Origin of the sequence: Flavobacterium macacae (assembly GCF_003865365.1) — a bacterium.
GTDB classification, from domain to species: Bacteria; Bacteroidota; Bacteroidia; order Flavobacteriales; family Flavobacteriaceae; genus Flavobacterium; species Flavobacterium macacae.
Map to the genome: position 1 here is coordinate 1 of NZ_RQVR01000034.1, position 8,566 is coordinate 8,566.

Annotated in this window: 10 protein-coding genes and 2 pseudogenes; 3 read left to right on the plus strand and 9 right to left on the minus strand. The window is 37.6% G+C overall.

All coding sequences use genetic code 11. From position 1 onward, the window contains the following. Positions 1–306 (minus strand): annotated as a pseudogene (locus tag EG849_RS15915) (Crp/Fnr family transcriptional regulator); the annotation flags it as partial. A gap of 12 nt (positions 307–318) precedes the next feature. Then, positions 319–453 (minus strand): hypothetical protein, encoded by a 135-nt coding sequence (locus EG849_RS15995; RefSeq protein ID WP_262680363.1) that lies wholly within the window; start codon positions 451–453, stop codon positions 319–321. Positions 454–961: 508 nt separating this feature from the next. Here EG849_RS15995 and EG849_RS16090 point away from each other — a divergent pair. After that, positions 962–1,180: a hypothetical protein gene (locus tag EG849_RS16090; RefSeq protein ID WP_394336497.1), complete on the plus strand. Its 219-nt coding sequence runs from the start codon at positions 962–964 to the stop codon at positions 1,178–1,180. A gap of 125 nt (positions 1,181–1,305) precedes the next feature. On the opposite strand, the gene EG849_RS15215 is transcribed toward EG849_RS16090, so the two are convergent. The 6 genes from EG849_RS15215 to EG849_RS15240 all read right to left on the minus strand — a co-directional run bounded on the left by EG849_RS15215 (position 1,306) and on the right by EG849_RS15240 (position 4,729). Beyond that, entirely contained in the window at positions 1,306–2,019 is a 714-nt protein-coding gene (locus tag EG849_RS15215) for an acetolactate decarboxylase (RefSeq protein ID WP_125014255.1), read from the minus strand. A 672-nt stretch (positions 2,020–2,691) separates the two neighbouring features. Beyond that, the gene (locus tag EG849_RS15220) at positions 2,692–2,949 is read right to left on the minus strand and encodes a Txe/YoeB family addiction module toxin (protein ID WP_125014257.1); all 258 of its coding nucleotides are present in this window, start codon (positions 2,947–2,949) and stop codon (positions 2,692–2,694) included. Between the two features lies 1 nt (position 2,950). After that, complete coding sequence (locus EG849_RS15225) at positions 2,951–3,205, minus strand: type II toxin-antitoxin system Phd/YefM family antitoxin (RefSeq protein WP_125014259.1); 255 nt, start codon at positions 3,203–3,205, stop codon at positions 2,951–2,953. A 354-nt stretch (positions 3,206–3,559) separates the two neighbouring features. Then, the gene (locus EG849_RS15230; protein WP_125014261.1) at positions 3,560–4,042 is read right to left on the minus strand and encodes a hypothetical protein; all 483 of its coding nucleotides are present in this window, start codon (positions 4,040–4,042) and stop codon (positions 3,560–3,562) included. Positions 4,043–4,257: 215 nt separating this feature from the next. Next, positions 4,258–4,497 carry a type II toxin-antitoxin system RelE/ParE family toxin gene (locus tag EG849_RS15235; RefSeq protein WP_233581818.1) on the minus strand — a complete coding sequence of 80 codons (240 nt, stop codon included), beginning with the start codon at positions 4,495–4,497 and terminating at the stop codon, positions 4,258–4,260. Next, positions 4,490–4,729, minus strand: a complete 240-nt coding sequence (locus tag EG849_RS15240) for a ribbon-helix-helix domain-containing protein (protein WP_125014263.1) — start codon at positions 4,727–4,729, stop codon at positions 4,490–4,492. Before EG849_RS15240 ends, EG849_RS15235 begins: the two co-directional genes overlap by 8 nt. 495 nt (positions 4,730–5,224) lie before the next feature. On the opposite strand from EG849_RS15240, the gene EG849_RS15245 reads away from it, so the two are divergent. Together EG849_RS15245 and EG849_RS15250 are read left to right on the plus strand one after the other, a co-directional pair. Further along, entirely contained in the window at positions 5,225–6,016 is a 792-nt protein-coding gene (locus EG849_RS15245; protein ID WP_199732377.1) for a tyrosine-type recombinase/integrase, read from the plus strand. After that, a pseudogene (locus tag EG849_RS15250) lies at positions 6,000–7,126 on the plus strand (IS91 family transposase). The gene EG849_RS15245 and the pseudogene EG849_RS15250 overlap by 17 nt, the downstream one beginning before the upstream one ends. Before the next feature lie 320 nt (positions 7,127–7,446). On the opposite strand, the gene EG849_RS15255 reads toward EG849_RS15250, so the two are convergent. After that, positions 7,447–8,361, minus strand: coding sequence for a glutaminase (locus EG849_RS15255; RefSeq protein WP_115620122.1), 915 nt, complete (start codon positions 8,359–8,361; stop codon positions 7,447–7,449). Between the last annotated feature and the right edge of the window lie 205 nt (positions 8,362–8,566).

Sequence of the window (8,566 nt, forward strand, 5' to 3'; positions counted from 1 at the left end):
TTTATCTAACGCATCAAAACCTTGAAATCCATAAATTCTTTTTTGTGCCATAATAAAACCGAGTTCTAAAATCTCAGTGTAGATCTTTGAAAATTGCGGTATTGAAGCTACTAAATGATAAAAATCGGCTCTTGAAATACACAATAATTCTGACTCTTCAATGGTTTGTAAATACTCTTCAGCAATTTGTTGGTTAATAAAGCTGGGCAGGGCAGTGACAAAATTTCCCTCAAAAGCAAAATATCTGGAGCTTTCATCCCCATCTTTAGCAATCGTAAATAAGCGAACACAACCTTTATTTATAAAATAATAGTGATCTCAGACTTGGTCATAATTCAAAAGGATTTGGTTTCTCTTCGTTTTAACCCATTTAAAATAGGAACAGATTTCATCAATTGTTTTAGCATCACCATTTGTCTTGGTTTTTATGAATTTTTCAAGTGTAGAATACATGATTTTTAATGTATGGATGTGCAAAATATCGCATAACGTTAGTTTGTGAAAAACCTTCGCTTAATTACTTTCAAATATAAAAAACTATTGGCATAAAAACCGGACTATCCTATTTTAAAGAGGCAAGACAGCACCGAAATTCCCCGTAACCAAATGACCTTTGCCTGTTGAGAAGAGCCCATTGCTGCTGCTAATCCCACCCGGTTTATCGATGCCTTTGCAGAAAATATTGCTTTAAAATCATTAGGATTTGGAGTGCAGCGCCTAACGACAGAAGGACGCCCGAGTTTTGATACCAAAATTTTCATCAAACTTTATCTTTATGGCTATCTCAATGGGATTGGGACGGCTGGCTCCGCCACAGACTCCGCTACTGCATTTGGACGGACTTGGAAGAATTTAGCGAAGCGGTATCACGACTTCCAAAAAAACAATGCTAACGAAGGAGCTAAACCCGAAGGAAAGAGGAAAAACCTCATGCGATTAGGGATCGACCAAGACCACGCTTATGCTTGGAAGGGCAGCGCGTTACGAAAAGGTCCAGTGGAAATTTTTAGCGAATGAGCCAGGCGGCGGATGGGGAAGGAAAGGCGGTTGGGCCATTGCGCAGCGTCCAATCTTGAGTACCACCCTTACTTTGAAACGCTTAAAACAGCGTGGTTACCAATCTTTAACTGCCGTTTACATCGAACTTAACCCATCACTTTGCGAACCGCCGAGTACGTGACCCGTACGCTCGTTGGTGTACATCATCTGTTCTTGTTTTTTTTGTTTTCGTGACTATAACTATTTGAGAGGCTCTTCCTGCTAGTTTCCAGCGCGGCAGTCTACTCGATTGTGTGATGTTGTAAATTATTCCTTAGGTAAATACAGTTTTATCGTTCCTGGTTTAAAAGTCACGTCGTCTAAATGGCCCATTTTTTTTCGGTCATTTGTAATCAAATGCATATGCAAAAAGGTGTCATGATGTGTAAAGATTGCTTTATGATCTGTTGAAAAAAAGCCGATTATATCTGCAAGCTCATTTTCAATTTGATAATTTATTTGACCTTTATGTGCTTCGTCGGGTGAACTGACTTTTGAACCTTTAGGCAAATTTACAATATGGATTTTGGCATTGTTAACTATTCCAGTTACTTTGAACATGAATGGGCGAGAAGATGACTTGCTGCTTTGATCGAGATATTGTTCAAGATCTTGGATCGTTCGAATACTATTAGGCATGGTTTGCTCTTTCCAATTGGGAATGTTTGCATAACCAAAAAAAGGTGCGTTAATGTTGTACGTTTCTTCGACTCTCATTTCTGTATCTGAAACAACAGTTGATTTATATGAAATACCATCGATGATAAGAATCTCACCCGCTAAATATTCGACAGGTCCAAGTCCGAAAAGATTTTTTTTATTTTTGATCGTATCGAGATTAATATTTCCTTCAAGTTCCCCTTTCCACATTACATTTCTCATTGCACCGACGATGGTAACATCATTTTTAAACGGCTGCGATTGCGATTCACAACCGAAAGCAACGAAAAGGATTAAGGTTATTTGTGCTGCTATTTTCATTTAATGATTTTTAGTTGAAATTAACGGTCTCTGGCTATGGGAAGTTTGCGGCATAGCCAACTGAGTATTTAGGGTAAGATAAAACTTTCTTCGTGACGATAATGTTCCAACTACCTAAAATTCGCAAATTTCTTATAGCCAGTGTGTGTGCCCTGCATGAGCAGGACCCACGCTGTAGGCTTTGATCAAAATTGAAAAATACAAATTTCGGATTAAGAATCCTACTTACGGAGTGTTATTTCTCTCGAGGGTGTAAGTCCCTTACGAGCGGATTGAAAACCCGAATCGTTAGCACGTCGCAATGGTTTATCGTGAGGTATGCACTGAAAATTATTGCGAGAGCAATACCTTCCTTAAAAGTTCCGGTACTGACGAACAGAATTTAGCGAAGCGCTATCACGAAGACCAAAATTTAAATATTAATTTGAGTAAAGTCCTATTTTAGGCACAACCATTACCCTAAATCGCTTGAAGAAAAGAGGATACTTTTCCTTAATAGAACTATACATCCAACTCAATCCATCTCTTTGTGAACCGCCGAGTACGTGACCCGTACGCTCGGTGGTGTACTCCATCTGTTATTGTTTTTTTGGTTTTCGTGACTATAACTATTTGAGAGGCGCACTCCGTCAGTTTCTGGCGGAGCCGTCTACTCGATTAGCGGTAGTACTATTAGTCGTAATGATGTCTACATTTCAAAATTTGAATTTCATCATCGATAAACCTGTAAATTAATCTATGTTCATCATCAATTCTTCTTGACCAAAATCCAGCATACTTGTGTTTCAATGGTTCTGGCTTTCCTATTCCTTCAAAAGGATTTCTTGAAATATCTTTGAGTAGATCATTTATTTTTTTAACTTTCTTCTTGTCAATTTTTTGCCAATACAAATAATCTTCCCAAGATTCATCAACAAATACATATTTCATTTTATTCCTCAATTAAGTCTTTAGAAAATGACTTACCACTCTTAAATTTATCAATAGCAGAATCTAACCTACTTTCGTTAGTTCTATTTGATAATTCATAATTTGTTGCAATTAGTGAATTATATTCTTCAAGTGAAATAACAACAATCCCTGAATCTTTTCCACGATTTATAATTAGAGTTTCAAAGTTTATTGCTACTCTATCAAAGTAAGATTTAATATCTTTTCTGAAATCTGAAATATTTGTTACTACCATAATTGTTATAATTTGTACAAATGTATGTACAATATTTTGATTTTACGCCCTATTTGTCAAATTATTACCGCGAACTAGTATATATATACAACCAAAATCATACCTATACCCCTAATTTTGGTTGTATACCAGCTACCGTGTATTGGATATTTTATACAATAATAAACAAATTATCAAAAGACTGATTACGGATTTCCTTAAAGTACAGAATAATTTAAAAGAGAAATAGAGACCGGTACGCTCGGTGGTGTACTCCATCTGTTATTGTTTTTTTGGTTTTCGTGACTATAACTATTTGAGAGGCTCTCCCTGCTAGCTCTAGCGGGGCAGTCTACTCGATTAGTGGCTGTTATTTTATGGCACAACATCATATTTCGTTTCTGCTTTGTTCTTAAAAATGTCTTGTTGAATTTTCTGTCCTATTTCAGCAGTCTTCTCGAGATTTGAATTTGTTATGATTTTCAAAACAGGTGCTTCTTTAGCATCATATTGAGGTTTGTTTCCATATGTAGTCATTTGTATTTCAAATCCGTTTTGAGTTGCAAATGTCTTTAACTTGTCAATATATGGAATTTGTTGGTCTGTCATAGCTTCAAATTCAATTTGGAATTTACTGTTGTCTTGCACAAAATAAATACAATCAATTCCGTTAGATGTAATTCCAATGAAATCAAATTCAGTTTTATTCTGCTCCAACAGTTTAAGTTCTCCGCCCAATTGAGCAATTTCAATTTGCTTCGCTCGTTGAATAAAACCTTGGGATTTTTCAGTTTTATTTCCGCAACCAAATAATGATAAAATTCCGCTTAATATTCCCATAATTATTATTGATTTCATAGTTTTCTGTCGTTCGTTATAATTGCCACTAATGACGGTTGCGAGCAGGAATAGTTGCCGATGAAAGCGGGCTGCGTACTGTCGGCAAGATAAAACAATCATCGTGAAAATAAAGCTTCAACTACCTGAAAACTCGGCAATTATTTTTGCTTGCTGTTGGCAGCAGTATTATAATAATGAATCTAAATCTTGTCTTCCAACGATCGCCATTATTTCTACCGCATCTTCGTTACTTTGAAAAAAATGCTTTCTGAGCCACATACGCAACGACGATAATCTTTTTTTAAGTGATCAACAGCCTCAAAAGAGAACGGTCTTTTTGCTATCATTTCGAAATGTTCGAAGAAAGCATCAAAATATTTGTCCGCTTGAGTAAGGCCAAACTTTTTGATTCCATATTGGTGAATTCGAATTAGGTCATCTTTCGCTTCGTTACTTAATCGATAATTAACCATTCAAATTCTCTTTTGAGCGACTTCTGATTTCTTCTTTGCCATCCGTTGTAAAACCGCTAGCTTCTGCCTTTTCAAGTTTTGCTTTTAACCAATTAACCTGATTTTGCTGCTTACGCGCTTGCCTGATTAAATCATTCACAAGTTCACTTTTGCTTGAATATTCTTGTAAATCGACCTGAGTTTTAAGCCACTCGTCATTCGGTTGAGTTAACGAAATACTTTGTCTTGCCATGATTCAAATTTTTTAAGGTGTAAATATACACCAAATTTGAATCTAATGCAAGTTTTCAATATTGCTGCCAATGACTGTCGGCGAAGCCGAGCGGTCATTGGGAAAAATTGTCCCGAAGGGCGATTTTTCCCAACGCTTGGCCGCTTCACGACAGTTGCGGATCAAAGCGGACTGAGTTCTCTCTGCCGAAGATAATGTTTCTTCGTGAAATAGATTTTTCCGGCTACGAAAAATTCCGAAATTGCGTGAAACGGCGGTTGAACTAAACCTACGGTAGTGTATTGCGGAAAATTATAGTCCTTTGTAAAACTAATTAAAAATTAATTACCATGATAAAAAAAAGCAGATGAGTTAGTTGGATCACCAACAATCATCAATCGAGCCGTTGCTGAAGTAGCAGGATTTGAGGAATTACTGCAGCGTTTCAAACGTAGTATTTCGGTTTTAGGAAGAAGCGAATTGACTTTTAAAAGTTACGCCAGAAACATTGCCGCTATGGCATTGCATTTTGGAAAGATTCGCACCGAACTTGATGTAGAACAAGTGCAAGAGTACTTTTTTTTACTACAGAAGCGTTCCAAAACACCATCGCAAACCTATTTTAAACACACCGTTTACGGACTTCGATTTCTCTTGAAATCAGAAAGATTGCCCTATGAATTTTTGCATTTACCCTCAATCAAGCATGAGAAAAAACTTCCCACTGTTCTGAGTAAAGAAGAAGTATGGCGTTTGCTTAAAAGCTGCCACCTTCTTAAACACAAAGTCCTTATTGGATTGCTGTATGGTTGCGGACTTCGCTGTATGGAGGTTCGAAGCCTGCGCTTGCAGGACCTGGATTTTGATAGATTGCAACTCAAAGTCGTACAAGGAAAGGGTAAAAAAGACCGCTATGTTCCTCTCTCCCAACATTTAATTCGAGGTTTAAAATCCTATATCGAGGCCGAAAAACCACAAATTTACTTGTTTAACGGACAACCTGCCGGACGTGCCGGTGGCGATTTTGACTCTCGCTATTCCCAGCGTGGTGTGCAGTGGGCGGTGAAGCAAGCTTGTAAAGTAGCTGGAATCACCAAAGATGTTTGTGTCCACACGCTTCGCCACACTTTTGCTACGCATTTGCTAGAAGATGGACTCGATATTATCAGTCTCAAAAATCTTTTAGGACACGAGAATATTGAGACCACGATGGAATATTTGCACATTGCCCAACTCGATACTCAGAAAGCCTTTAGTCCACTCGATACTTTATTTGCTAAATGCAGTTCCAATGGAAGCGTACACTGAGCGAGGGAGAAGTGAAGTTGCCGATGTGCTTGAAAAGTTAGGTGCGGGTGTAGAAAATTTAGGATTAAACACCTGGCAGCTGCGAACGCTCTCTGCGGTGAGAAGATGCAGAACAGCTGCTTTGGGCGGTCATATTGATGCCTGTGAAGATTGCGGGGCGATCAAAATTAGTTACAACTCCTGCCGCAACCGGCATTGCCCCAAGTGTCAGGGCAAAAATAGGGATGATTGGATACAAGCCAGAATGAGTGAACTCTTGCCTGTACCATATTTTCATGTGGTTTTTACATTGCCAGACAGTATTAATTCACAATGCAGCATCCTAAATTGGTTTATGACATTCTGTTTGAATCGGCTTGGGCAACTTTAAAAGCGTTTGGCAAAAAGCGTACGTTGCAGACAGGTATGATTGCGGTCTTGCATACCTGGGGACAAAATTTATGCCTGCATCCACACTTGCATTGTATTGTGCCGGGTGGAGGCGTGGATAAAGATGGTGGCTGGGTCAACATTCGAAGTGATGGAAAATTTCTTTATCCTGTTAAGGCTTTATCAAAAGTGTACCGAGCAAAGTTTTGCGATGCCTTAAAAGCACTAAATCCGGATAATTACACAAAAGTAAAAAAAGATTTATGGTCAAAACAATGGGTGGTTTTTGCAAAGAAGCCTTTTGGCAGTTCACATTCTGTAGTTGAATATCTTGGCAGATACACACATAAAATAGCCATCAGCAACAATCGAATTCAAGGAATTGATGAGAAGAATGTCACTTTTAAATACAAAGATTATCGGCAAAATGGTTCTAAAAAGCAGATGATATTATCGCACGGTGAATTTATCCGACGTTTTGCATTGCATATTTTACCAAAGCGTTTTGTGAAAATCAGACATTACGGTTTTTTGAGCAGCACCTGGAAGCGGCAAAAACTTCAGGATCTGCATAAGAAAATGGATTTTGTACCGATGGCTAGAGAAACCAAAGCCGCGGTAATTAGCAAATGTCAATGTTGCAAAGTGGGAAACTTGCACAGGATTCTGATTTTTGATAAGCGCGGTCCGCCTGCTTGGTATCTTGGCAGTAGCCAAAAGATAGCAACCCAACAAAGTTAATTTGGTACGGGTAAGGGCAGTATGCAACAAAGTGATGGAAAACACTCAAAAACCATCGACCACTTTGCTTCATAAAAAAAGAGGCACAATAGCCTCTTGAAATTCTTCTTACTCATTTATCGTAAACCCCATAAGGGATGGATGTAGAGCGGTTCCGTTCAACACGAGTTTCATTGTTGGCTTTGCAAGCCCAACGAAACTCTGGCTGTTGTGTACAGTTTTCATGTGTTATTATTTATTTTTATGGGTCACATGGAATACGCCAGATTGGTTATAATAATCTTCGGTTGGTGATTTGTTTCAATCATGGCTATTTCATCTCAAAATATCGATAACTGAGATTTTGTTGTAAACTCTTCAAGAAATTTCATCCCTTTATATGAATTTCCTTTTTCATTCAATTTCGGACTCCAAACTGCAATCGCATAATGATTTGGATGGATTGCAACAATCCCTCCTCCAACACCACTCTTTCCAGGAAGTCCAACTTTAAAGGCAAATTCTCCAGATTCGTCATAAAAGCCACAAGTTTGCATTAGTGCATTTATTCTTTTGCATTGGCTTTTGGTAAGTATCGAGTTGTTAGCAAATATGTTACAGCCATTGTTTGCTAAAAACAAAAATAATTCTGAAAGCTCTTTGCAATTCATTTCAAGAGAGCAAAGATCAAAATAGAAGTCAAGAACATCTGAGGGTTCATTTTCAATATTTCCAAAGGATTTAATGAAATTACATAATGCCACATTTCGAAATCCTACGCTTTTTTCTGAAGCAGCTATTTTGCGTGAATAGTTTAATTCTGAATTATTGGAAATGCTTCTAATAAAAGATAAAAATTCTTCTTTTGGGTTTTTCAGATTGCTAAGTAGAATATCTGAAATAACAATTGCTCCAGCATTTATAAAGGGATTTCGAGGTATGCCTTTATCTGCTTCAAGTTGAACTAGAGAATTAAATGCTGTTCCTGAAGGTTCTACTCCAAGTCTTGTCCAAATTTTCTCGCCAAGAATACTATATGCTAAGCTTAGTGAAAGTACTTTTGCAATACTCTGAATCGAAAATTTTTCGTTAAAATTGCCAATACCAAAATTAGTGTGGTCAATTGTTGATATAAATACTCCAAAACTTTCCGAATCAACGTTAACCAACTCAGGAATATAAGATGCCAATCGTCCTTTGTCATCTGTATTTTTAACCTCTTCATAGGTTGCCCTAACTATTTCTTCTAAATTCACCTCTTTTTTAATTTAATTGTACACAACGTCTTGGTACTACAGCGGGTTTGGGACTAAATTAAGCCCATTCTTCGGATTTGCCAAATCTTCCAAATACAAACCAATTTCAAATTAAGCCTAATACCCAAATTGCTTGTAGTGGCTGTGTGTGCCCTGCATGAGCAGGACACACGCTGTAAGCTTTGATAAAAATCCGAAAATACAA

Bases quoted from the DNA above. Each gene is read 5' to 3' on its own strand.
- EG849_RS15995 (WP_262680363.1), bottom strand. From the start codon at position 453: ATGTATTCTACACTTGAAAAATTCATAAAAACCAAGACAAATGGTGAT.
- EG849_RS16090 (WP_394336497.1), top strand. From the start codon at position 962: ATGCTTGGAAGGGCAGCGCGTTACGAAAAGGTCCAGTGGAAATTTTTA.
- EG849_RS15215 (WP_125014255.1), bottom strand. From the start codon at position 2,019: ATGAAAATAGCAGCACAAATAACCTTAATCCTTTTCGTTGCTTTCGGT.
- EG849_RS15220 (WP_125014257.1), bottom strand. From the start codon at position 2,949: ATGAAATATGTATTTGTTGATGAATCTTGGGAAGATTATTTGTATTGG.
- EG849_RS15225 (WP_125014259.1), bottom strand. From the start codon at position 3,205: ATGGTAGTAACAAATATTTCAGATTTCAGAAAAGATATTAAATCTTAC.
- EG849_RS15230 (WP_125014261.1), bottom strand. From the start codon at position 4,042: ATGAAATCAATAATAATTATGGGAATATTAAGCGGAATTTTATCATTA.
- EG849_RS15235 (WP_233581818.1), bottom strand. From the start codon at position 4,497: ATGGTTAATTATCGATTAAGTAACGAAGCGAAAGATGACCTAATTCGA.
- EG849_RS15240 (WP_125014263.1), bottom strand. From the start codon at position 4,729: ATGGCAAGACAAAGTATTTCGTTAACTCAACCGAATGACGAGTGGCTT.
- EG849_RS15245 (WP_199732377.1), top strand. From the start codon at position 5,225: ATGGCATTGCATTTTGGAAAGATTCGCACCGAACTTGATGTAGAACAA.